Source organism: Bacillus sp. RC51 (assembly GCF_044908115.1).
Lineage (GTDB): Bacteria > Bacillota > Bacilli > Bacillales > Bacillaceae_G > Bacillus_A > Bacillus_A mycoides.
On the sequence record NZ_JBIYCW010000013.1, the window covers coordinates 1 to 22,848 of the forward strand.

Here is a 22,848-nt window from a genome sequence, read left to right on the forward strand (position 1 = left end):
ATGATCAGGTTGATAGGTTCGAGGTGGAAGCATGGTGACATGTGGAGCTGACGAATACTAATAGATCGAGGACTTAACCATATAATATGAAGCAATGTTATCTAGTTTTGAAAGAATATAAAAAACTTATTGACTTTAAATGTCGAATAAGTTATGATAATTCTTGTCTTAAATGAATACAGTCTGGTAATGATGGCAGAGAGGTCACACCCGTTCCCATACCGAACACGGAAGTTAAGCTCTCTAGCGCCGATGGTAGTTGGGACCTTGTCCCTGTGAGAGTAGGACGTTGCCAGGCAATTCGGAGGATTAGCTCAGCTGGGAGAGCACCTGCCTTACAAGCAGGGGGTCGGCGGTTCGATCCCGTCATCCTCCACCATTTAGCCGACTTAGCTCAATTGGTAGAGCAACTGACTTGTAATCAGTAGGTTGGGGGTTCAAGTCCTCTAGTCGGCACCAGAAAATCATGGCGGTTGTGGCGAAGTGGTTAACGCACCGGATTGTGGCTCCGGCACTCGTGGGTTCAATTCCCATCAGTCGCCCCATTTTTTCTTTTTAAATTATAATATGCGGGTGTGGCGGAATTGGCAGACGCACTAGACTTAGGATCTAGCGCCTTTGGCGTGGGGGTTCGACTCCCTTCACCCGCACTTTAATAAAATAACTCAAACATGTCTTGCGGAAGTAGTTCAGTGGTAGAATACAACCTTGCCAAGGTTGGGGTCGCGGGTTCGAATCCCGTCTTCCGCTCCAATTTTCAGTATGACATGCCGGGGTGGCGGAACAGGCAGACGCACAGGACTTAAAATCCTGCGGTGGGTGACCACCGTGCGGGTTCGACCCCCGCCCTCGGCACCATATGCGCCCGTAGCTCAATTGGATAGAGCGTTTGACTACGGATCAAGAGGTTAGGGGTTCGACTCCTCTCGGGCGCGTTTTTTATTAACGGGAAGTGGCTCAGCTTGGTAGAGCACCTGGTTTGGGACCAGGGGGTCGCAGGTTCAAATCCTGTCTTCCCGATATTTTCAAAATATGGGGCCTTAGCTCAGCTGGGAGAGCGCCTGCCTTGCACGCAGGAGGTCAGCGGTTCGATCCCGCTAGGCTCCACTTATTTGAATATAACTTATGGCGGTGTAGCTCAGCTGGCTAGAGCGTACGGTTCATACCCGTGAGGTCGGGGGTTCGATCCCCTCCGCCGCTACCATAAAGGACCTTTAGCTCAGCTGGTTAGAGCAGACGGCTCATAACCGTCCGGTCGTAGGTTCGAGTCCTACAAGGTCCACCACTCAAAGTTCATATCTCGGAGGTATACCCAAGTTCGGCTGAAGGGATCGGTCTTGAAAACCGACAGGCGGCGAGAGTCGCGCGGGGGTTCGAATCCCTCTACCTCCTCCATTTTTTCTAAATTAAATATTATATCATCGCGGGGTGGAGCAGTACGGTAGCTCGTCGGGCTCATAACCCGAAGGTCGCAGGTTCAAATCCTGTCCCCGCAACCAAATGGTCCCGTGGTGTAGTGGTTAACATGCCTGCCTGTCACGCAGGAGATCGCCGGTTCGACCCCGGTCGGGACCGCCATTTTTTTACATAAAGGCTCGGTAGCTCAGTCGGTAGAGCAGAGGACTGAAAATCCTCGTGTCGGCGGTTCGATTCCGTCCCGAGCCACCATTTTGAAATCGCAAGCCGGCTTAGCTCAATTGGTAGAGCAACTGACTTGTAATCAGTAGGTTGGGGGTTCAAGTCCTCTAGCCGGCACCACTTTCAAAATGAGCCATTAGCTCAGTTGGTAGAGCATCTGACTTTTAATCAGAGGGTCGAAGGTTCGAATCCTTCATGGCTCACCATTTTTAATTTAATGCGGGTGTAGTTTAGTGGTAAAACAAGAGCCTTCCAAGCTCTGGTCGAGAGTTCGATTCTCTTCACCCGCTTTTTATGGGCCTATAGCTCAGCTGGTTAGAGCGCACGCCTGATAAGCGTGAGGTCGATGGTTCGAGTCCATTTAGGCCCACCATAATTATTCCGCAGTAGCTCAGTGGTAGAGCTATCGGCTGTTAACCGATCGGTCGTAGGTTCGAGTCCTACCTGCGGAGCCATATTATAGAGAAGTACCCAAGTGGCTCAAGGGGCTCCCCTGCTAAGGGAGTAGATCGCGAACGCGGTGCGAGGGTTCGAATCCCTTCTTCTCTGCCAGATTTTGGCCCGTTGGTCAAGTGGTTAAGACACCGCCCTTTCACGGCGGTAACACGGGTTCGAATCCCGTACGGGTCATACTAAAAGAGATAGCATAATCTGCTATCTCTTTTTTGTTGTATAAAAGTGGACTTTTGATAGTCTGCTTTTTTTTATAGATTTTTGTATACTTTTTTCTATTTGAAGCGTCTAACTAATAGAAAGGAGAGAGCGATGGAGTATGAAAAGGTCATTATAGAAACATCAAAAAGTATTTATAGATATTTGCTTAAAATTGGAGTAACACGAGCAGAAGCAGAGAATATCGTTCAAGATACGATACAAAAAAGTTATATTAATTTAAATGGGATTACCTCTTCTTATGCATAAGAAGAGGTAATCCTATTTTTTGAATATGTTTTAATTCTCTGCTGAATGCCCATCCGGTTTCATAACAGCATGACTATATGCGGAGTGGAGAGTTTTGTATCCTAAAAGTGCAATAATTAAGGCAAGGCCTCCTGCAATAATAGCCACACTAAATCCTGCGCGAGCTCCAAAGGTATCAATAATTAAACCAGCTACCGCTGATCCTAGAGAGACTCCAATACCAAGTCCTGTAATTGCCCAGGTCATTCCTTCGGTTATTTTTGATTCAGGTACGATTTTTTCCACCAGTCCCATAGTAATAATCATAGTAGGGGCAACAGATAAGCCTGCAAAGAAAACAATAACTACTAGCCAAGCAATAGTGTTTACGAAAACTAGTGGCAGCATTGTTACCATTGATAGTGTGACTGCTATTAAAAATTGATTATATGGTGGAGTACTGAGTTTAAGAGTGCCGAAAATAAGACCTGCCAGGCATGAACCGATTGCATAGACGGAAAGCACAAAGCTAGCAGCTACTGTGTTTCCTTGATGCTCAGCAAAAGCCACACTAACTACATCTATTGTGCCAAATATAGTACCTATAGCGATGAGTGTGAATACAAGCACTCGTAATGTACCAATTTTAAATACTGTTCCTTTGTTTGTAATGTCGTGGGGATGTACATGTGGTTCTGTGCTTTTTTGCATGGTGAATAGGCATACCCCGATTGTAAGAAAAACACATGATAAAAGTGGTCCTGCTTCTGGGAAGAACATAACACTTAAACTGACGGATAATACAGGACCAATGATGAAGCAAAGTTCATCGACGACCGATTCGAAGGAAAATGCTGTATGCAATTTATGAGATCCACGGTATAGTTTAGTCCAACGTGCACGTACCATGGCCGACATGTTTGGCATACAACCCGCACATAAGGCGGATAGAAATAGCGTCCAATAAGGAGCCTCATATTTCGTACATAGAAGTAAGAGAATCGTAAAGAAAACACTGATACCTGTAGTCGGAAGAAGTATACGAGATTGCCCTAATTGATCAGCCATACGAGAAATATGAGGAGCTAGTAAAGCTGATGATAATGTGAAGGTGGCTGCAACGGCTCCGGCAAGCCAATAGTCACCACGTAACTGAGATAACATTGTAACAATACCAATCCCCATCATTGATATGGGCATCCGAGCTATAAAGCCTGCTAATGAGAATCCTTTTGTACCAGAAGCACTGAAAATCTCACGGTAGGAATTAAACATAATAATCACCAAAGTATTTGACGTTTACATATACATTCTTCATTCTTTTAACTCCTCCTCTGTGTCGTTAATACCTTCTATAAAAAGGGACAGTGAGTCAATTTAGGGTATAAGTAAGAAGTTATATTATCTTGTAAGCTAGAAAAAATTGACATACGTACCGTATGTCAATATCATATTAACATACGGTGCGTATGTCAATTGAAATGTTTTATCTCTGGATGGAGAGCTAACGTTAAAAGGAGTTATTCTTTTATATAGAGAACGATACTATAATGGGATTCATTTTGAATAAAGGGAATGAATAGAAGTAGGAGGAAAAGATGGTTAAAAAAACAAGAGCAGAAATGATCATTGAAACACGCGCTAAATTGCTGAGTGCAGCAAGAGAGGCTTTCGGTACAGTTGGATATGTAAACACATCTATGGATGATTTTACTGCATCTGTCGGTTTAACGCGTGGTGCAATTTATCATCATTTTGGCGATAAAAAAGGATTGCTAGAAGCAGTTGTAAAAGAAATTGATATGGAAATGGATAATAAATTACGGAAAGTATCAGATGAGGCGGAAGGTAATTGGGAAGGATTTGTTGGGCGCTGTCGAGCTTATTTAACGATGGCACTTGATCCAGAAATTCAGCGAATCGTACTTCGAGATGCACCAGCAGTATTAGGAACTAGTTATTATCAATCATCACAGTCACAATGTTTAGCGACGATGGCGGAGATACTTCAGCAACTAATGAAGGATTGTATTATTGAAAAGACGGACTGTGAAGCTTTAGCAAGATTCATAAATGGCGGACTAGTGGACCTTGCTTGTTGGATCGCGAATTCTGAAGATGCCGAGGCACAGTTGTCTAAAGCTTTACATAGCCTATCACTTATATTGAATGGTTTATTATTAGAAAAGAATGCATGATTTTAACGGATATTTCTTTATTAATATACAGTAATTGCCAAAATGGAGGTGATACAGCTCATGTTAATTTATTTGCTCCTTTTCGCATTAGCAGGCTGTTTATTTATATGGATAGGAAGTAATATATTGAAAAAAGAAAGAACACCTTTCATTGCAGGATATAATACTGTATTCCATCCAAAGAATGAAAGGGTGTTAGCAAGACGAGTAGGTGTAGTAGTTATTCTATTTGGAGTAGAAACAATATTGTTTCCACCAGTTGCATTTTTCTTCAACGTTGAGGGATTTTACTTTGGTATTTTAGCTGGGGTAGATATTGTTGTTGTATTTATTCTTCTCATAGTAGATCAGCTGGAAGTTTAATATGTTACGTTTTGCTTACTTGTATCTTGGAAAATGGTTTGTAGAATAGATTCCCATATGCTAGGGCATCAGGGAAGAAATGCCCAGCTTCGTTTATATAGTGTGTTACCGCATGAGGAGTAGTTTGAGGCTACTCTTTTATTTCTTCTATTGATGAAATGATATTATCTGTACGTTGCTAAAAATGGAGAGGGGTAAAAACATTTTTAAAGTGGTAATTAAACTTGTTTATTTCGATTCACAATCTTTATAAAACATCTTCATTGGTATTGATTCCACACTTGATCTAATCATTTTACACTCTATGTGAAAAAGTTCACAAATAGGTCATAATTTGTGAATGAATTCACAATGATCCGTGCTACAATATGTATGTAAAGAAGTTAAACAACATTAAATTAGTATTTTAATTAATTACTTAAACAATAATAAAAAATAGATGTAAACAATTGAAAGGGGAAATTAACATGAAAAAAGGTATCAATCGCGTAGTATTAGTAGGAACAGGAGCTGTAGGTTGTAGTTATGCTTACTCAATGATCAACCAAGGTGTAGCTGAAGAATTCGTACTAGTAGATGTTAATGAAGCAAAAGCAGAAGGAGAAGCAATGGACTTAAGCCATGCGGTACCATTCTCTCCAGCACCAACAAAAGTTTGGAGCGGTAGCTATGCAGATTGTAAAGATGCAGATTTAGTAGTTATCACTGCTGGATTACCACAAAAGCCAGGCGAAACTCGTTTAGACTTAGTTGAGAAAAATACAAAGATCTTTAAACAAATCGTTCGTGGTATTATGGATAGCGGATTCGATGGAATCTTCTTAATTGCAACTAACCCAGTTGATATTTTAACTTACGTAACTTGGAAAGAATCTGGTTTACCGAAAGAGCGCGTAATCGGTTCTGGTACTACTTTAGACTCTGCTCGTTTCCGTTACATGTTAGGTGACTACTTAGATGTAGATCCACGTAACGTTCATGCTTACATCGTTGGTGAGCACGGTGACACTGAACTTCCAGTATGGAGCCACGCTACTGTAGGTGTACAAAAACTAGAAACAATCTTAGCGAACAACGAACAGTATAACCAAGAAGATTTAGATAAAATCTTTGAAAATGTACGCGATGCAGCTTACCACATTATTGAGCGTAAAGGCGCAACTTACTACGGAATCGGTATGTCACTACTTCGTGTAACTAAAGCGATCTTAAGTAACGAGAACAGCGTATTAACTGTATCTGCATACCTTGAAGGTCAATATGGTGAGAAAGATGCTTACGTAGGTGTTCCAGCTGTTATTAACCGCGAAGGTGTACGTGAAATCGTAGAACTTGAATTAAACGAAGAAGAAAAAGTGAAGTTCGCTCATTCTGTAAAAGTATTAAAAGAAACAATGGCACCAGTACTATAATAATTGCTAAATAATTCAGAGGCGGGAAACTGCTTCCTACCTCTGAGTTTTTATATAATTTAATATAAATTCCTTTTCCGGTTTCCCTTGTATATCCCCAATATACCCCTTTTGCTGGATAAGGGTCATTTATAGAAAAAAGCACTCTATTTTCGAATAGAGTGCTTTTATGTGTTATTTTTTCGGTGTTAATCCTAATTTCTTTAAAATATCTGCGAGTGTACCGCTTTTTGATTTTTCTACAGGTGTTTGTGATTTTGCTGCATCCGGTCCTTTTTTCAAGAAGTTCTTTTCAACGAAGCGAATGTCTTTTTCGTCGACGATGCCGTCATTATTAAGGTCGCCGTCTTTCACCGATAGTCCTTTTTTACCATAGTTGCTAGCGATAATTTCAGCATCTTTAATATCAATGACTTTATCTCCATTTACATCACCTGCAAGGTTTTCATCAGGTCGTGCGTAATAATACTGGCCAAGCAGCTTACCATCTTTTTCAGTACCTAATTTCGTTGTTAGGCGGCTTGTTAAATGCCCTGGAACTTCTACGTATAAGTTATAGTCACGTTTATTAACAGGAAGTCCATTTAATTTGAAGTATCCGTATTTATCCAGTGAGCCTTCAAATTTATGACGGTAAGAATCAGTTGCATATACTTTTACGCCAAGTTTCGTATAATCAAACTTTTCATCTAAATATCCACGTTCATTTACGAATGCACCAGGTTTAATATTTCCTTCTACTAGTGAGTTTAAAGACATAACTGAGAATGTTTGATCTTGCAGTATACGCATTCTGTTTGGCTCTGATTCACCTTGTTTCCAGTAAACGAACACTGGTAAATCTAACTGAGCATTTGCTTCATAAAATTCATCATTTTCTACTTTGAAAGTTACATCAATGAATGGGAAATCACCGTCTAATCCAGCGAAGTTTTTATCATCAATAGCTCCGCCTACTGTAACAGAACCTTCTTCTAATTTCGGCTCATTTACTTTTGCAGTTACACCTTTTTCAGAAAGGAGTTTTTCAAAAGCAGGATTCAATTTCGCATTTGCAAATTTGAAGTTCTTCTCTAGGAATTTCACGTTAAATTCTCCAGATACAAATTGTTTCACATGTTTAGCATCTAGTGTCACAGTGAATTCATCATTTTTATATAATTCTTTTTTATCATAACTAGCTTTCGCATATTGAGCACCTTGCGGGATGAACCAATAGTTATTTACACCGCTTGGATAGTTGGGGCCTGCAGTTGCATAATCGAAAATATATACGCCTGTGTTCATTGGGCCTTCCGTTCTGAAGGAGTCAGGTGTAATACCAACTTTAAAGTCGCCATTTTCAGTAATCGGTAAAAACTTATGCAAGTATGGGGAATAGTCATAGTACATAACCCCGTTCGCTTCTTGCGTAATGTTTAACCCTTTTCCTTTTAAGTAGTCAACGTTTGAATCATACACATTTCCCTTAATCCATAGTGCTTTTTTACCGTCTTCTACTGTATAGTTTTCTTCATTTAATTCATAAATACCAGGCTGTAATCCAGTTAATTTCACTTCTGGCGGTGTATTATCAATTACGACATAATCACCTTTCACACGTGCCTTCCCGGCTTTATCATAGCCAACAAATTCAATTGTGTAATCTCCTTCTGGTAAGTCGATTTTCTCATCACCAATTGGTTTTGCAGGATCATTTGTAAAAGGATACACTCTGCCGTTAAAGAATGAATCTAAGTAGTAATACACATCCGTTTGTAGTCCACTCGTGTTTAATGTTCCGATGAAGCCGAGCGCTTTATTTGTTTTTGAGTCTTTCACGATAAGATCTAACGTTTCAAGTTCGCTGTTTAATTGGAACGCCCCGTGAACATATGATTCACGGTATGGATTGAATTTAGATGTATCAGTTGAGATTGTTTTTCTTGATAATAGTGCATTTTCAATACCAGGCTCTGATACACGAATAGAGAACGGAATTTGATACGTTTCTTCTTTATTTTTCGTGTTTGTAATATGAATATACCCTTCATATCGGCCTTGCTTTGCACCAGCTGGAATATTAATTTTTGCTTCAATTTCATCTGATTTACCAGCATCAATTGTTATTGTTTCAGAAGTAGAAACTTTTACACCGCTTGCGATAGCATCGTTAATAGTGGAAGATGCTGGTGTATAAGAAATTTCTGTTTTAAATTCTTTTTTCTCCTGTTTATTACGATTCTCAATTTTAATTTTTCGTTTTTGTTCAATTGATTCCCCATCTTTTTGATAGTACTTCCCGAATGCAATTGATCCAGTTTCTTCTGGTACTTCAATCACTTCATCATTAACTATTGTTTTTGTTGTATCTAACACTTTAAAACTCGTTTCAGTATGAACGGAGTTGTAAGCATCTACTCGTCCAGCTCCAACTTCATATACGGAATACTTCTCTTTTAAATCATCAGCAGTATTCATGAGGGAAGCTTTCACATCAAATGGAGTGTATTCTGGATGTTCTTGTAAAATAAGTGCAGCCACACCAGCGATGTGAGGAGAAGCCATTGAAGTTCCTTGCATGCGCTCATAGGAAACATCATAATTTTCCCCTTCTTGTGGATCGTTAATATATTCAGGTACTGTTGAAAGTACAGCAACACCAGGTGCTGTAATATCTGGTTTAATATCATCATTTGATATAACAGGGCCGCGTGAGCTAAAGTCTGCAAGATGATCGCCTTCTGTTTGAATGTAATTAATCTCATCGAAAGTTAAGGATGTGCTACCTTGTTCGATTTGAGCTTTTAGTTTTTCGCCGTCTTCTTTCGTTAAGCGGAATGCTGGAATGTATTTTGTGCTTTCACCAACATAGAAAGGAATTTCTCCATCCACGTTGTTATAAATAATAACGGCTTTTGCACCTGCTTGTTTTGCGTTCGCAATTTTTTCATCAAAGGAGAGTGTACCACGTGCAACGAGAGCGATTTTTCCTTTTACATCTTTTTTGCTAAACTCGTCAGGCGTACCGATTCCTACAGATTCAATAGGTAAAGTTTGTCCTTTGAAATCTTCTATTTTATCAGTGAAATTTTTTCCGAATAAAATGAGATTAGAAAATTGTAACTGTCCTGCATGCCCTGATAGTTTCGGTAAGGAAATAGAGCTATCGCTTGCCCCAACTGTAATAGCAAATGGAGAAGCACCTGGTGATCCGAGTGTTGCTGGATTTGGCCCAGAGTTCCCGGCAGCAACGACTGTAACGACACCGGAAAGCATCGCGTTATTGACAGCGATAGATGTTGGATCAAGTGGATTGTTGCTATCATCACCTAACGATAAGTTAATAACGTTCATCCCGTCAGAAATAGATTTATCAATTGCAGCGATAATACCTGAACTATCCCCGCTACCGTACGGACCAAGTACACGATAGTTATAAAGTTCAATGTCAGGTGCAACACCTTTTACTGCGGAATCTGATTTATTTTTCTTTTGAGCAGAAACAATACCTGCTACGTGAGTACCGTGTGCTGTGTAGAAGGAAGAACCACGATTATTAAATTCAGGAGCGCCAGATTGTTGCCACTCTGTATAAGTTGTTTCCATCGGATCTGCATCGTTATTAATAAAGTCCCAACCTTTTACAGAGTTTGGGTCTACCTTACTAGAATCTTCACCCGGTTTTGCGCGATAGCCTTTATACACGTCTTTTAAGTCAGGGTGATTGTAATCAATACCCGTATCTAATACACCAACTTTAATACCTTTTCCGGTAATGCCCTCGCTATGTAACTTGTCTACTCCAATTTGCGGAATGCTATCTGTTAGTTTTTGAGGTGCTTTTTGCTCCGCTTGTTTTGGTAAATCTAATTTCACTTCGTAATCTTTCCAAATACGTTTTACAACGCCAATTCGTAACAATTCTTCCACTGTATTTGCAGGTAACGTTAGCGCAACCCCATTTATAGCATGCTTATAAGAACGTTTAATTTGTACAGACTGGAAATTCCCTGATTTTACTGATGAGCAGAATTGATAAAGGCGTTTTAATCCTTTTTGGAATTCCTCATGTTCTTGATCAATACGTGCTTTTATATTTTCGGGAGCAGCTTGTAACCCTTTTTCTTTTTGTTTTAATTCATTAATCTTTACTGGAGCAGTTTGAAATTCTACAATGATATTTACTGGTTCAGAACTACTCGTATTAATATCTGGTGAAATAGTAAAACCAGGATTGGCATCTAACGTTTGTAATGCCTGGCGCTGTTCTTTAGAAAGTTTTGATAGTAAAGACTGGGCGTTTGAAGAGTCAATTTGGTTAATAGGGTTTTCAGCAAGTACATTGAACGGAAGGGCAGTTGAAAATAGAACGCCAGCCGTTACAATTCCGGTAACAAAACGATTTTTCTTTTTCATGTATAGGCCTCCGATAATTTATATTTTAAAAATTATTTCTCCACGCCTGGTGTTTGCTCTGCATGGAATGTCCAGTTTAGATGTAAGGAATCACCCTGGAATTTATTTTGATCTTGGTCGTTGTCTTCAAAGGAGAAGAGAACGTGTAAATAATCTGTTTCACCAGACTTAATACCGTCTATTAAGTTATGACGTTCTAGAGAAGTAGCTACATCTTCAGGTTTCATAGTTTTTAAGTCTGATAGTTTTGTTTCCCACAAAATTTCATGATCATCGTTTGGATTAGATGGTTTTCCATCATTCACTAAAAATTTGACGATGATGTGATCACCTAAATCTTCACCATCATTATTTTGCTTTGCATCTGTAACCTCATAGGATGTTTCAAGTGCTACTTTTGCAATATCCAATGTTCCTTTGTTTTCAAGCTTGAAATTTCTTTCAATCAAATCACCTGGTTTTAAATCTTTCACATTAACAATTACACTTGGGTTAATAGAAAGATCTAGTGTACCAGCTTGAAATGAGTTACTAGATGTTTCAGAATCACTGAAATAGGCGAATACACCGCCGAATGTAAGGGATAAGCCAAGTGAAGCTGTGACAACTCCCATTCCAACCTTTTGTTTTAATGACATAAGAAAGCCCCCCTAATTTAATTTTTATCAGACTTTCGCCTGGAGCATCGATAGAGTAAACATAGTGTTTCAGTATGAATTATATTTGCGAAAGTTCAATGTTCTTTATTGAGAATGAGTATATGCTTATGAATTTTCCATTTCAATAAAATTGTGACAAAAAATATTGAGAAACTTTTTTTTATGACAGATTATTTTGTTACGATTTTAAGTGATAAATAGCGAGTAAAATAGGATAAATCTTATGAAATAAAGGTTGAGAAATAAATAATAGGATGAAAGGCTAGTAGGAAATGAAGCGTTTGCAATGAATATTCGTCAAAATTCGATAATTTACACGGAAAATGTGAAAATTTTAAGTGAAATTTAAGAAAAAAACGAATATTTTTTAAAAAATAACAAGGATATTTCAGTTTTTCGCAGAAATGATAAAGAGTAAAAAATTTCTGTCATCTTAGTGAGGTGAACATATTGGATGTAATAAATTGTGAAGAAGTGAAACGAGATGAGTTTCATACAGAAAAGTACTATGACAGTTATAACATCTTTGGGGCACATATTGTGACGGAAGATGGGATGCGAGGTGTACGATTCACAGTATGGGCTCCTCATGCGAAAGCAATGAGTGTTGTTGGGAATTTTAATGAATGGGATTATGAGCAACATAAGATGCTACAAGTGACAGAAGAGGGGATTTGGTCCTTGTTTGTACCGCATATTGAAGAGAATGAGATATACAAGTATGCGATTGAAACGATGGACGATGCCGTTATTTTAAAAGCAGATCCTTACGCTGTATATGCAGAAGTAAGACCAAATACGGCATCTGTAGTTTTTGATATAGAGGGATATGAATGGAATGATAAAAACTGGATTCGTAAGAGAAAGAAAAAATCGATTTATAAAGAAGCGATGACAGTTTATGAATTACATTTCGGTTCTTGGAAAAAGAAAGAAGATGGCGCTCTGTATTCTTACAGAGAAATGGCCGAGGAGCTCATTCCGTATGTGGTGGAACATCAATTTACACATATTGAAATTATGCCGCTTGTTGAGCATCCATATGATCGTTCTTGGGGATATCAAGGAACAGGATATTATGCAGCGACAAGTAGATTCGGCACGCCACATGATTTGATGTATTTTGTCGATGAATGTCATAAATATGGAATCGGTGTCATTTTAGATTGGGTGCCGGGGCATTTTTGTAAAGATGCTCACGGTTTATATTTGTTTGATGGGACACCGACTTATGAATATAAAGATATAGATGTACAAGAAAACCAGGTATGGGGAACTGTTAATTTTGATTTAGGAAAGAGGGAAGTACGTAATTTTTTAATTTCAAATGCGTTATTTTGGATGAGGTATTTCCATATTGATGGGTTCAGAGTAGATGCAGTTGCGAATATGCTGTACTGGAATAAAGAAGGAAAAGAGCAAAGCAATGAACACGCCGTTTCTTTCTTACGAGAGTTAAATGAAGCCGTGTTTGCAGAAGATGAAGAGTTTCTTATGACAGCGGAAGATTCAACAGCTTGGCCACTTGTAACAGCTCCAACATACGAGGGTGGACTTGGATTCAATTATAAATGGAATATGGGTTGGATGAATGACGTGCTGAAATATATGGAATGTGCGCCAGAGTACCGGAAATACATTCATGAGAAAATGACATTTTCTTTAATATATGCTCACTCTGAAAACTTCATATTGCCGCTTTCTCATGATGAAGTCGTTCATGGGAAAAAGTCGTTATTAAATAAAATGCCGGGAGATTACTGGGATAAGTTTGCTCAGCTTCGTTTATTATATGGATATTTCTTTACTCATCCAGGTAAGAAATTACTCTTTATGGGTGGAGAATTCGGGCAATTTGATGAGTGGAAAGACCTTGAAGATTTAGATTGGAATTTACATGATTTTGAAATGCATCGTAATATGCATGATTACTTTAAAGAGCTCATAGCATTGTATAAGCGCTCAAAACCACTTTGGCAGTTAGATCACTCGTCTGAAGGATTTCAGTGGATTGATGCTAATAATAATGAGCAAAGTATTTTCTCGTTTATCCGCCAAGGGGATAAGCAGGAAGATGCGTTAGTTGTCGTATGTAATTTTACGAAAGCTACATATGAAAACTATAAAGTAGGTGTACCGGATTTCGAGTACTATAACGAAATTTTAAACAGTGACTCGGCGCAATATGGCGGATCGGGGCAAGTTAATAAGAAACGTCTCAAGACGATTCTAGAACCATACCATAATCAAGAGGCACATGTAGAAATTACAATTCCACCATTTGGCGTATCCATATTACGACCAGTGAAGACGAGAAAGGGGAGCAAAAAACAAGATGGCTCAAAAACAAAAGTGCGTAGCAATGTTACTAGCAGGGGGAAAAGGTAGTCGTTTAAGTGCATTAACAAAAAATTTAGCCAAGCCAGCTGTTCCATTTGGTGGTAAATATCGCATTATTGATTTTACGTTAAGTAACTGTGCAAACTCCGGTATTGAAACGGTGGGGATTTTAACACAATATCAACCGTTAGAACTTCATAATTATATTGGAATCGGAAATGCTTGGGATCTTGATCGTGTAAACGGTGGAGTCACTGTGTTACCTCCTTATGCGGAGTCTTCAGGTGTGAAGTGGTATACAGGTACGGCAAGTGCTATTTATCAAAACTTAAACTATTTAAGTCAGTATGAACCAGAATATGTTCTTATTTTATCTGGTGACCATATTTATAAAATGGATTACAGTAAAATGCTAGATTATCATGTTGAGAAAGAAGCGGACGTTTCAATTTCTGTTATTGAAGTGCCTTGGGATGAAGCAAGTCGCTTTGGCATCATGAATACAAATGAAGAGATGGAAGTTGTTGAATTTGAGGAGAAACCGCAATTTCCAAGAAGTAATCTTGCATCAATGGGAATTTATATTTTTAACTGGGCTATTTTAAAAGAATATTTAGAGATGGATGCGAGAAATCCTGAATCTAGTAATGACTTCGGAAAAGATGTACTTCCGCTTTTATTAGATGAAGGGAAGAAGTTGATGGCGTATCCATTTGAAGGATATTGGAAAGATGTTGGAACGGTGAAAAGCTTATGGGAAGCGAATATGGATTTACTTCGTGATGAAACATCGTTGAACTTGAACGATCGTAATTGGCGCATTTATTCTGTGAATCCAAATGAGCCACCTCAATATATTGCACAGCAGGCAAAAGTAGAAGAGTCACTTATTAATGAAGGATGCGTCATTGAAGGGGACGTGAAGCATTCTGTTTTATTCCAAGGAGTAACGGTAGAAGAAGGTAGTATGGTAATCGATTCCGTCGTTATGCCTGGGGCAAAGATTGGTAAAAACGTTGTGATTGAAAGAGCGATTGTTGGATCAGAAATGGTTATTGAAGATGGGACAATAATTCGCCCAGAAAAAAATGTTGACGATGTAGTACTAATTGCTGAAGGAAAATAGAAAAGGGGGATGAAATGAATGGGAGAAAAAATGTTGGGGATTATTAATGCAACGGGAAGTTTTCCTTCCTTAAAGAAAGTAACAGGGCATCGTTCATTAGCGGCGTTACCGTTTGGAGGCCGTTACCGACTCATTGATTTCATGCTTTCAAATATGGTGAATTCTAATATTCATAGCGTGGCGGTTTTTACAAGTCATAAAAATCGTTCTTTAATGGATCATGTCGGTTCAGGAAAACAGTGGGATTTAGATAGAAAGCGTGATGGCCTGTTTTTATTCCCACCGAACTGCCAATGTGATCATGACGAATTTGGATCTTTTGCACATTTTAGAAGACATATTGATTATTTTCTAAGAAGCAGAGAAGAATATGTTGTTATTACGAATAGCCATCTTGTAACAGCGTTAAACTTTCAAGCGGTGTTAGAGCGACATATACATACGTCTGCAGATATTACTGAAGTTTGTCATGAAGGGGTTTCGCTTCAAACATATGTGTTAAAGAAACAATTATTGCTAGACTTATTTGAGACATATAAAGATGTGGAGCAATACAGTTTATTTGATGTAGTGAGAGAAAAGCGAGGGGAATCACTGCATATTGCTAAGTATGAGCATACAGGGTATGTAGCTATTATTGATTCGATTGAAAGTTACTATAAACATAGTCTAGAAATTTTGCAGCCTTCTATTTGGAAGCAATTATTTAAGAAAGAAGCACCGATCTTTACGAAAGTAAAAGATGAGCCACCAACTCGTTATATGAAGGGTGCAGTAGTGAAAAATACAATGGTTGCAAACGGCAGTATTATTGAAGGGGAAGTGGAAAATAGTGTTGTCGCCCGTTCTGTTAAAATTGGAAAAGGTTCAATTGTACGTAATAGTATTATTATGCAAAAGAGCCAAATTGGAGATAATTGTATAATAGACGGTGTTATTATTGATAAAGATGTGAAACTTGGCGACGGCGTAGTGTTAAAAGGAAGTGCTGATAAGCCATATGTTGTAGAAAAAGGTAGTGTACAAAATAGTACAATCAATAGTTATTCGTAAATAGCAGGTGCATAATTAGTGGGGGATTTAAAACCCCCACTAATTAAGGTTTTACTCTATATGAAAACTTGAAGGGAGGAAGCTGTAAGAGGAGCGATTTATGATGTATACGCTTTTCGTGCAGTGGAACAACAGGTGAATATTTTATTTGCAGTATCAGAATGTGTACCGTTTATTAAATCCGGAGGTCTAGCTGATGTAGCAGGAGCGCTTCCAAAAGAATTAAAAAAATTAGGAGTGAATGTTCGCATTATACTTCCAAACTACAGTCTTATCCCGAAAGAGTTAAGAGAAGGATGTACGCTTCATAAAGTAATTAACGTTCCTCTTGGATGGAGAAATCAATATTGCGGGATTTTAAAAGGTGAGCAGGACGGGATTACGTATTACTTAATAGATAATGAATATTATTTTAAGAGAGATTCTCTATATGGCCATTATGATGATGGGGAGCGTTTTTCTTATTTTTCAAAAGCAGTTTTAGAGTGTATTCCGCATCTTGATTTCGAAGTAGATGTTCTTCATAGCCATGATTGGCATACAGCTATGGTTAATTTCTTACTTCGTGAAAAGTATCAAGATAACCCGTTATATGAGCATATTAAAACGGTATATACGATTCATAACTTGCAGTTCCAAGGTGTATTTCCTCCTGAAGTGATGTACGACTTACTGGAGCTTGGTCATGAATATTTTCATAGTGAACAGCTTGAGTTTTATGGAAACGTGAACTTTATGAAAGGCGGTATTATCGCATCTGACCAAATTACAGCGGTTAGCCCGACATATAAAGAAGAGATTCAATATGAGTTTTTCGGTGAGAAGTTAGATGGATTGCTACGAAAGCATAACGATAAGCTTAGTGGCATTGTAAATGGAATTGATACGAGTGTATATAATCCAGAAACAGATCCATATATTATGGCTCAGTATAGTGCAGAGTCATTAGAGGAAAAGAGTGAAAATAAACGCGCATTGCAGCGTTATTTTGGTTTACCAGAAAAAGAAGATACACCAGTTATTTCGATGGTAACACGATTAACGAAGCAAAAGGGGCTTGATCTAGTACGTACTGTATTCCGTGAAATAATGGAAGAAGATGTACAATGTATTATTTTGGGGTCAGGCGATTCTGAATATGAGCAGTTCTTTGAATGGATGGCATACGAGTATCCAGAAAAGGTAAAAGTATATATTGGGTTTAATGAAGCGTTAGCGCACCAAGTGTACGCGGGAAGCGATTTGTTTTTAATGCCATCGCTGTTTGAACCGTGTGGACTTGGACAACTTATTGCGCTAGCATATGGCACGATTCCAATTGTAAGAGAAACAGGCGGATTAAATGATACTGTACATTCTTACGATGAGGACACTGGAATTGGGAATGGCTTTAGCTTTACGAATTTTAATGCGCATGACATGTTACATACGATTCTTCGTGCAATTGAGTTTTATCAAGATAAACCGGTATGGGATAAGCTTGTAAAGCAAGCGATGACTGAAGATTATAGCTGGGGGAAATCTGCTCTTGCATACAAGAAATTGTATAAAAGTCTCATGGAATAACATTGAGGTGGTGAAAAAATGTTTACTCATGTTGAAAGCTTCAAATCCGCTTTTCTAGAAAAATTAGAAACGATGTATGGGAAAAGTTTCAAAGATTCTACAACTCGTGATCAGTATAATACGCTCGGTCATATGGTACGTGAGTATATGAATAGTCAATGGATTGCAACGAATGAAAGTTATCGTTCTGGAGATCAAAAACAAATGTATTATTTATCCATTGAATTTTTACTTGGGCGTTTACTAGGCAGTAACATATTAAATTTAGGCATTCGAGATGTATGTGAAAAAGGACTTTTTGAACTTGGAATTTCTTTGCACGAGTTAGAAGAGATTGAAGCAGATGCTGGCCTTGGTAACGGCGGACTTGGACGTTTAGCAGCCTGTTTCCTCGATTCACTCGCTTCTTTAAACTTACCAGGACATGGCTGTGGTATTCGTTATAAGCATGGTCTGTTTGATCAAAAAATTGTTGATGGCTATCAAGTAGAATTTCCAGAACAGTGGCTTCTTCATGAAAACGTTTGGGAAGTAAGAAGGTATGACCAAGCCGTAGAAGTAAGTTATTTTGGAAACGTTGAACCACTAGAAATTGATGGACGTTTAGAGTTCAGGCATACAAATGCAGAAGTTATTATGGCAGTACCATATGACGTTCCAGTTGTAGGGTATGAAACGAGTACTGTAAATACGCTTCGACTTTGGAATGCGGAGCCAGTTCCTTTCCCGCAAAATTGTAAAGATATTTTGAAATATAAGCGTGAAACAGAGGCCGTATCGGAGTTTTTATATCCAGATGATACGCATGATGAGGGGAAAATACTTCGTTTAAAACAACAGTATTTCCTCGTATCAGCAAGTTTGCAAAATATCGTTCGTATGCATAGGGAGAGACACGGTAGTCTTCGTCAGTTACATGAAAAAATCGCGATTCATATAAACGATACACATCCGGTTCTAGCAATTCCAGAACTTATGCGTATTTTATTAGACGAAGAAAAATTGACATGGGAAGAGGCTTGGCACATAACAACGCAGACGATTTCCTATACGAATCATACGACGTTATCAGAAGCGCTTGAGAAATGGCCAATTCGCATTTTTAAACCGTTATTACCGAGAATTTATATGATTATTGAAGAAATTAATGAACGTTTCTGTCATGAGCTTTGGGACCGTTATTCGTACGATTGGAAGCGTATTGAGGACATGGCCATTATTGCGCATGACCTTGTAAAAATGGCTCATTTAGCGATTGTTGGTAGCCATAGCGTTAACGGTGTGGCGAAAATTCATACAGAAATTTTAAAGCAGCGTGAAATGCGATTGTTCTATGAATTTTATCCAGATAAGTTTAATAATAAAACGAATGGAATTGCTCATAGGCGCTGGCTAATGAAGGCGAATCCGCAGCTGACGAATCTTATTTCGGAAGCGATTGGAGAAGAATGGAAGAAAGAGCCAATTAAGCTGCAAGCACTGCAAAACTTCATACATGATACTAGTTTTCAAGAAAAGCTTGCAGGGGTAAAACAAGAGCGTAAGATTATTTTAGCGGAGAGCATTCATAATAAAATGGGGATCACTATTGATCCAAATTCTATTTTTGATGTGCAAGTGAAAAGGTTGCATGCTTACAAACGACAACTATTAAACGTTCTTCATATTTTATATTTGTATAACCGTTTGAAAGAGGATGCTAGTTTTACATTTTATCCGCGTACTTTTATTTTTGGAGCGAAAGCATCACCTGGCTATTATTATGCGAAGAAAATTATTAAATTAATAAATGAGCTTGCAAGAAAAGTAAATACCGATCCGTACGTAAGTCAATTTATGAAAGTTATCTTTCTAGAAAACTACCGAGTTTCTTTAGCGGAAGATATATTCCCAGCGGCAGATGTAAGTGAACAAATTTCAACTGCGAGTAAAGAAGCATCGGGAACAGGTAACATGAAATTCATGATGAATGGTGCAATTACACTCGGAACGTTAGATGGAGCTAATATTGAAATAAAAGACCGGGTCGGTGATGATGCCTGCTTCATTTTTGGCTTAACGGCGGATGAGGTCCTTCATTACTACCAAAACGGTGGATATCGTGCAAGTGACTATTATCACCACAATATGCACATTAAAAAAGTAGTAGATCAGTTAACGAATGGTTTCTTTGCACAGTCGGGAGCTGAATTTGAGGCGATTTATGATTCTCTCGTTATTCAAAATGATGAATACTTCGTTCTTCGAGATTTTAGCCCATATGCAGAAAGACAAGAAGCTGTCGGAAGGGCCTATGAAAATAGGGAGAAATGGCTGGAAATGTCGATTTTGAACATTGCACAATCTGGGCATTTTGCGAGTGATCGAACAATTTTGCAGTACAGTAATGAAATTTGGGGTATTGGTAATACTGTTAAACTATTTTAGATGAAAGCCCCTGTTGAAGGGGCTTTTATTTATTTTTAAAACAGGGATACGCTTGCTTAGAAAAATAAAACGAGCTTAATGAGATTAAGCTCGTTTTACTTATGTTGCTTAAGAAAGAAATGGGATAGCGGTATATATTATACCTGTTCCGCCATATTCGCCTGTCGCAAAGTATGAAAATGTAAAGAAACCTGTAAACGAAAAAATTATTATAAGAAAAAGTGCAAAGAAAAATTTTAGCATGTAAGGTCCCCTCATCCGAAAGTAATTTCATAGATTATTATAGTATACAAATATTCATTTTCCAATTGTTTACTGGTTAAAAATGAGAGGTCAGACATGTTTTGTATGTTGTAATGGAATGATTATTCGTAATGGATTTTGTATTTTTCGTAAATGTCATGTTGTGATGGACGTGTGCATATTCCCAGTCTTTATCATTAAAATGGACATTTCTTGGAGGGAGAAGAGGAACGACATCGAATAAATTGACAAAACGAAAGCTACTAGCTACTTGCAGTTTATAATAATTTCGAAAGGCGATATCTCCAACTTTTGGAGAGGCAAAGGTATAAAGGCCGTACTGTGCGAAGGCAGTATTTATACGTGCATCTAGTGTGTGTAGTGTAGCGAGTGCACCGCCTAAGCTATGACCTGTTGCAAGAAGTTTCTTATGGGCTGGTAATGACACGAGCATATCCATAATAGAATCCCGGCAAGATTCATAAATTGAAAGAAAGCCGTTATGAACATTTCCGCTATTTAAAGCGTATGGGTATGGTCTTTGGTTGACGAGTGAATCGATAATCCAATCTGTATCTGTTTGTGTGCCCCTAAAAGCTACAATAATCGTATCTTCAGATTCTAATATGAACCCAAACCATTCCATCGTTTGAATCGCTTTTCCTTGAAAGCCTTGTACATATTGGAATCCATCAGGTATTTCAAAAATCCCATTTTGTTTATATTGTTCATACGTTAGATCGCAGCAAGATGCTAACAATATGGCAGTATCTTTATCAAAGGATAAAGGAGTACGCATCAAGCAAGCCCTCCTTAAGAAAAGGTATAGTTCAATATATGCAGTGAGGGACTTGATTCATTCTTTTTTGAAAAAAGGCTTGAACCTACAGTTACGTGAGGAAGTATGATTTTTGTAAACATATTGTTAGGAGGAGTGTAGGGTGAGAAAAAAGGAAGGCTATTCAATTGGTGAGTTTTCAAAGAGAACAGGTATATCAATACGGACACTACAATATTACGATGAACTTGGCCTGCTTAAACCTGAAAAAAATATAAGTTCAGGACACCGTGTATATAAAGATAGAGATATATTAGCGCTCCAAAAAATAGTGAGTCTTAAAGCATTAGGATATAGTTTAGAAGAAATTCGTGTCATGCTCAATGTGAAAAGTTTGAATATAAGCTTAAAAGAAACATTACAAAATCAAAGAGTAGCCTTTGAAGAAAAGAAAAAACAACTTGAAGTTTCGATAAAGGCGATTGAACGAACAATGGTATACCTTGAGGAAGATGAAGAGGTAGATAGTAATATATTAATGAGCTTAATTAATAGTATCCAAAAAGAAAACGAACAGCGTTTATGGCTTGAAGAATATGTACCAAAAGAAGTGGCTGATGGATTATATAATAAGCCGGAAGAAGAGGACATAGCACTTGATAAAGAGTTTATGCGTTTAGCAAAAGAAGTGAAAAGGTTATTTGGAAGACAAATTGAGGATTCAGAAGTGCAAAAATTGGTTGATGAACATATGAAAGCGACTCTTAAGTATGTCGGTGAAGAGACAATGTATTCTCTAGGTAAATTAGAGAATGTAGAAGAACAATATAATAATATGATGCCTTCTCCTTATACGGAAGAAGAAGAGGCGTGGCTTAATGAAGCGATGAAATACTTTATGATCCAAAATGGTTTGTATAGTCCACCTAAATAAAAAGTGCCCTATAAGGGCACTTCTTACTCTTTTCCATCTAATAAACGACCAAGTCCGCCTAAAACGCTACCTTCACCGCTGTTTTGAGCTGCTGGGCTTGTAAGGCGTGCTGCTAAGCGGCTAAGTGTTAAGGACTGAATCCAAACCGTTCCAGGACCTTCTAGCGTTGCGAAGAATAAACCTTCACCTCCAAATAGAGCTGTTTTTACTTTTCCAACGAATTGAACATCGTAGTTAACGTCTTTTGTCATTGCAACGAGACAACCTGTATCAATGCGAAGTTTCTCACCAGGTTTTAATTCACGCTTATATACAGTTCCGCCTGCATGCATGAAAGCTAGACCATCACCTTCAAGTTTCTGCATGATGAAACCTTCACCACCGAAGAAGCCAGTTCCTATTTTTTTAGTAAACTCAATTCCGATAGAAACACCTTTTGCGGCACAAAGAAATGCATCTTTTTGGCAGACTACTTTTCCTTGATATTCTGTTAAATCAACAGGAATAATTTTTCCAGGATAAGGAGCGGCGAATGATACGTGTCGTTTGCCATGACCTGTATTTGTAAATACAGTCATAAACATACTTTCACCTGTAACGAGACGTTTACCTGCGCCCATTAATTTACCGAATAGACCATTAGATGGTCCAGAACCATCACCGAAAATCGTTTCCATTTCGATATGATCTTCCATCATCATCATTGCGCCAGCCTCTGCGACAACGCTTTCTTCTGGATCCAATTCAATTTCAACAAACTGCATATCATCGCCATATAATTTATACTCGATTTCATGTGCTTGCATTTTTTCA

15 protein-coding genes, 22 tRNA genes and 1 rRNA gene are annotated in these 22,848 nt (G+C 38.2%); 33 read left to right on the forward strand and 5 right to left on the reverse strand.

Annotated elements, in window-relative coordinates; translation table 11 throughout:
• The first annotated feature begins 182 nt into the window (after positions 1–182).
• The 24 genes from rrf to ABH959_RS22150 all read left to right on the forward strand — a co-directional run bounded on the left by rrf (position 183) and on the right by ABH959_RS22150 (position 2,559).
• Positions 183–298, forward strand: a 5S ribosomal RNA gene (gene rrf / locus ABH959_RS22035).
• 5 nt (positions 299–303) lie between these two features.
• Positions 304–379 (forward strand) — tRNA-Val (locus tag ABH959_RS22040).
• Positions 380–383: 4 nt separating this feature from the next.
• Positions 384–459, forward strand: a tRNA-Thr gene (locus tag ABH959_RS22045).
• A gap of 10 nt (positions 460–469) precedes the next feature.
• Positions 470–545: transfer RNA gene (locus ABH959_RS22050), tRNA-His, on the forward strand.
• A 24-nt stretch (positions 546–569) separates the two neighbouring features.
• Positions 570–650, forward strand: a tRNA-Leu gene (locus ABH959_RS22055).
• 28 nt (positions 651–678) lie between these two features.
• Positions 679–753 (forward strand) — tRNA-Gly (locus ABH959_RS22060).
• A 16-nt stretch (positions 754–769) separates the two neighbouring features.
• A tRNA-Leu gene (locus ABH959_RS22065) sits at positions 770–858 on the forward strand.
• A gap of 3 nt (positions 859–861) precedes the next feature.
• A tRNA-Arg gene (locus ABH959_RS22070) sits at positions 862–935 on the forward strand.
• A gap of 11 nt (positions 936–946) precedes the next feature.
• Positions 947–1,020, forward strand: a tRNA-Pro gene (locus tag ABH959_RS22075).
• 14 nt (positions 1,021–1,034) lie between these two features.
• Positions 1,035–1,107: transfer RNA gene (locus ABH959_RS22080), tRNA-Ala, on the forward strand.
• A 20-nt stretch (positions 1,108–1,127) separates the two neighbouring features.
• A tRNA-Met gene (locus tag ABH959_RS22085) sits at positions 1,128–1,204 on the forward strand.
• A 4-nt stretch (positions 1,205–1,208) separates the two neighbouring features.
• Positions 1,209–1,285 (forward strand) — tRNA-Ile (locus tag ABH959_RS22090).
• Positions 1,286–1,302: 17 nt separating this feature from the next.
• Positions 1,303–1,395 (forward strand) — tRNA-Ser (locus ABH959_RS22095).
• A gap of 27 nt (positions 1,396–1,422) precedes the next feature.
• Positions 1,423–1,499, forward strand: a tRNA-Met gene (locus ABH959_RS22100).
• Between the two features lie 3 nt (positions 1,500–1,502).
• Positions 1,503–1,578 (forward strand) — tRNA-Asp (locus tag ABH959_RS22105).
• A 14-nt stretch (positions 1,579–1,592) separates the two neighbouring features.
• A tRNA-Phe gene (locus ABH959_RS22110) sits at positions 1,593–1,668 on the forward strand.
• Between the two features lie 14 nt (positions 1,669–1,682).
• Positions 1,683–1,758 (forward strand) — tRNA-Thr (locus ABH959_RS22115).
• A gap of 10 nt (positions 1,759–1,768) precedes the next feature.
• A tRNA-Lys gene (locus tag ABH959_RS22120) sits at positions 1,769–1,844 on the forward strand.
• Positions 1,845–1,857: 13 nt separating this feature from the next.
• Positions 1,858–1,928: transfer RNA gene (locus ABH959_RS22125), tRNA-Gly, on the forward strand.
• A 6-nt stretch (positions 1,929–1,934) separates the two neighbouring features.
• Positions 1,935–2,011, forward strand: a tRNA-Ile gene (locus tag ABH959_RS22130).
• 7 nt (positions 2,012–2,018) lie between these two features.
• Positions 2,019–2,093, forward strand: a tRNA-Asn gene (locus ABH959_RS22135).
• Between the two features lie 6 nt (positions 2,094–2,099).
• Positions 2,100–2,190, forward strand: a tRNA-Ser gene (locus ABH959_RS22140).
• 6 nt (positions 2,191–2,196) lie between these two features.
• Positions 2,197–2,268: transfer RNA gene (locus ABH959_RS22145), tRNA-Glu, on the forward strand.
• A gap of 135 nt (positions 2,269–2,403) precedes the next feature.
• The gene (locus ABH959_RS22150; protein WP_181777957.1) at positions 2,404–2,559 is read left to right on the forward strand and encodes a hypothetical protein; all 156 of its coding nucleotides are present in this window, start codon (positions 2,404–2,406) and stop codon (positions 2,557–2,559) included.
• Positions 2,560–2,589: 30 nt separating this feature from the next.
• Here ABH959_RS22150 and ABH959_RS22155 read toward each other — a convergent pair whose 3' ends face one another.
• Complete coding sequence (locus ABH959_RS22155) at positions 2,590–3,813, reverse strand: MFS transporter (protein ID WP_113938211.1); 1,224 nt, start codon at positions 3,811–3,813, stop codon at positions 2,590–2,592.
• Positions 3,814–4,136: 323 nt separating this feature from the next.
• Here ABH959_RS22155 and ABH959_RS22160 point away from each other — a divergent pair, with 323 nt between their 5' ends.
• From ABH959_RS22160 to ABH959_RS22170, 3 genes are all read left to right on the forward strand, one after another.
• Positions 4,137–4,736, forward strand: a complete 600-nt coding sequence (locus tag ABH959_RS22160; RefSeq protein ID WP_113938210.1) for a TetR/AcrR family transcriptional regulator — start codon at positions 4,137–4,139, stop codon at positions 4,734–4,736.
• A gap of 60 nt (positions 4,737–4,796) precedes the next feature.
• On the forward strand, positions 4,797–5,099 hold the full coding sequence (locus tag ABH959_RS22165; protein ID WP_016120972.1) for a hypothetical protein: 303 nt from the start codon (positions 4,797–4,799) through the stop codon (positions 5,097–5,099).
• A gap of 467 nt (positions 5,100–5,566) precedes the next feature.
• A complete protein-coding gene (locus ABH959_RS22170) occupies positions 5,567–6,511 on the forward strand; it encodes an L-lactate dehydrogenase (protein WP_002089250.1) in 945 nt (314 codons plus the stop codon).
• 174 nt (positions 6,512–6,685) lie between these two features.
• Here ABH959_RS22170 and ABH959_RS22175 read toward each other — a convergent pair whose 3' ends face one another.
• Together ABH959_RS22175 and ABH959_RS22180 are read right to left on the reverse strand one after the other, a co-directional pair.
• On the reverse strand, positions 6,686–10,909 hold the full coding sequence (locus ABH959_RS22175) for a S8 family serine peptidase (protein WP_404493157.1): 4,224 nt from the start codon (positions 10,907–10,909) through the stop codon (positions 6,686–6,688).
• Positions 10,910–10,941: 32 nt separating this feature from the next.
• Positions 10,942–11,547 (reverse strand): TasA family protein, encoded by a 606-nt coding sequence (locus ABH959_RS22180; protein ID WP_404493158.1) that lies wholly within the window; start codon positions 11,545–11,547, stop codon positions 10,942–10,944.
• 471 nt (positions 11,548–12,018) lie between these two features.
• Between ABH959_RS22180 and glgB the strand changes: the two genes are divergently transcribed.
• The 5 genes from glgB (at position 12,019) to glgP (ending at position 20,080) form a co-directional block, all read left to right on the forward strand.
• Positions 12,019–13,956 carry a 1,4-alpha-glucan branching protein GlgB gene (gene glgB / locus ABH959_RS22185; protein WP_404448451.1) on the forward strand — a complete coding sequence of 646 codons (1,938 nt, stop codon included), beginning with the start codon at positions 12,019–12,021 and terminating at the stop codon, positions 13,954–13,956.
• The gene (gene glgC / locus ABH959_RS22190; protein WP_404448449.1) at positions 13,904–15,034 is read left to right on the forward strand and encodes a glucose-1-phosphate adenylyltransferase; all 1,131 of its coding nucleotides are present in this window, start codon (positions 13,904–13,906) and stop codon (positions 15,032–15,034) included. Before glgB ends, glgC begins: the two co-directional genes overlap by 53 nt.
• A gap of 18 nt (positions 15,035–15,052) precedes the next feature.
• Entirely contained in the window at positions 15,053–16,087 is a 1,035-nt protein-coding gene (glgD, locus tag ABH959_RS22195) for a glucose-1-phosphate adenylyltransferase subunit GlgD (RefSeq protein ID WP_404448447.1), read from the forward strand.
• 135 nt (positions 16,088–16,222) lie between these two features.
• Positions 16,223–17,653, forward strand: coding sequence for a glycogen synthase GlgA (gene glgA / locus ABH959_RS22200; protein ID WP_404491851.1), 1,431 nt, complete (start codon positions 16,223–16,225; stop codon positions 17,651–17,653).
• 18 nt (positions 17,654–17,671) lie between these two features.
• On the forward strand, positions 17,672–20,080 hold the full coding sequence (glgP, locus tag ABH959_RS22205; RefSeq protein ID WP_404493159.1) for a glycogen phosphorylase: 2,409 nt from the start codon (positions 17,672–17,674) through the stop codon (positions 20,078–20,080).
• 319 nt (positions 20,081–20,399) lie between these two features.
• On the opposite strand, the gene ABH959_RS22210 is transcribed toward glgP, so the two are convergent.
• Positions 20,400–21,122 carry a lipase family protein gene (locus ABH959_RS22210; RefSeq protein WP_404493160.1) on the reverse strand — a complete coding sequence of 241 codons (723 nt, stop codon included), beginning with the start codon at positions 21,120–21,122 and terminating at the stop codon, positions 20,400–20,402.
• 142 nt (positions 21,123–21,264) lie between these two features.
• On the opposite strand from ABH959_RS22210, the gene ABH959_RS22215 reads away from it, so the two are divergent.
• Entirely contained in the window at positions 21,265–22,035 is a 771-nt protein-coding gene (locus ABH959_RS22215; RefSeq protein WP_404493161.1) for a MerR family transcriptional regulator, read from the forward strand.
• A gap of 23 nt (positions 22,036–22,058) precedes the next feature.
• Here ABH959_RS22215 and ABH959_RS22220 read toward each other — a convergent pair whose 3' ends face one another.
• Positions 22,059–22,841 carry a TIGR00266 family protein gene (locus ABH959_RS22220; RefSeq protein ID WP_002015806.1) on the reverse strand — a complete coding sequence of 261 codons (783 nt, stop codon included), beginning with the start codon at positions 22,839–22,841 and terminating at the stop codon, positions 22,059–22,061.
• Between the last annotated feature and the right edge of the window lie 7 nt (positions 22,842–22,848).